Origin of the sequence: Neisseria sp. HMSC055H02, from assembly GCF_001813335.1 — a bacterium.
GTDB lineage: Bacteria > Pseudomonadota > Gammaproteobacteria > Burkholderiales > Neisseriaceae > Neisseria > Neisseria sicca_C.
Window position 1 is genome coordinate 1 of the sequence record NZ_KV812123.1, and the last position, 804, is coordinate 804.

2 pseudogenes are annotated in these 804 nt (G+C 37.2%); both read right to left on the minus strand.

Annotated elements, in window-relative coordinates:
• Window positions 1-68: pseudogene (locus HMPREF2907_RS12705) on the minus strand (barstar family protein); the annotation flags it as partial.
• A 404-nt stretch (window positions 69-472) separates the two neighbouring features.
• A pseudogene (locus HMPREF2907_RS13620) lies at window positions 473-664 on the minus strand (septum formation inhibitor Maf); the annotation flags it as partial.
• Between the last annotated feature and the right edge of the window lie 140 nt (window positions 665-804).

An 804-nucleotide genomic window follows, 5' to 3' on the forward strand; every position in this document is an offset into this window, starting at 1 on the left:
ATTTTTGAAATTTGATTATGAAAATCTTGTCCCGTATAAATTTTACTACCGATAATCTCTATTTGCATAAGTTATACTCCTATTTCCAAGTTCCAATTTGTGTTGCAGAGATATAATGATCAGTTGTTATATATAGCAATCCATCGTTAGAATATAACAATCTAGTACCAGTCTGGTTCGATCTTGACATGGTATTTATTAAGCCAATGTCCGCTTCATACCATATCCTACCCTGTTTAGCAGGTAAAATATTTGTAGAATTTGCAAAAATATCTTCCCCTAATTGTCCATTTTTTATTGTATTACCCAAGGCTTTTCCTGGACGTCATCCCATACTTATCGCCTGAGATTTAGCAATATAATTAGAAGGAAGCTTACCTGTACTTCTCAAACTTTCAACAACTTGATTAGCAGCTTGAGATGTCTTCAAATCAAGTTTCAATCAAGCTGCAGATGCAGAATTTGCCTTTCCTTCTGAAGTTCTTAATTTTTTAATTTTCCTCTCTAGTTGAGCATGTTGGCTAAAGTTACTGTTTTTATTTCCATTTTTTATTTCCTGAACATTTTTCTCCACCTGTTCACGAGTTGTCAATTTATTAAGCTTCCTATCAACCTCCCATCTCGGTTTCACATAAGACACAGGCTTAGCCTTAGGCATACCGGCCACCGATTTACCCACACTGAACAAATCTATAGAGAACTGAACATATTCCGCAGCCTGCTCTCACAGCCCCAACTGCTTCAACGCCTGAACCGTAATCGTCGGTCGTTGTCCGCTGGCTTTTTTTCCGAAGTTCTTCGTTC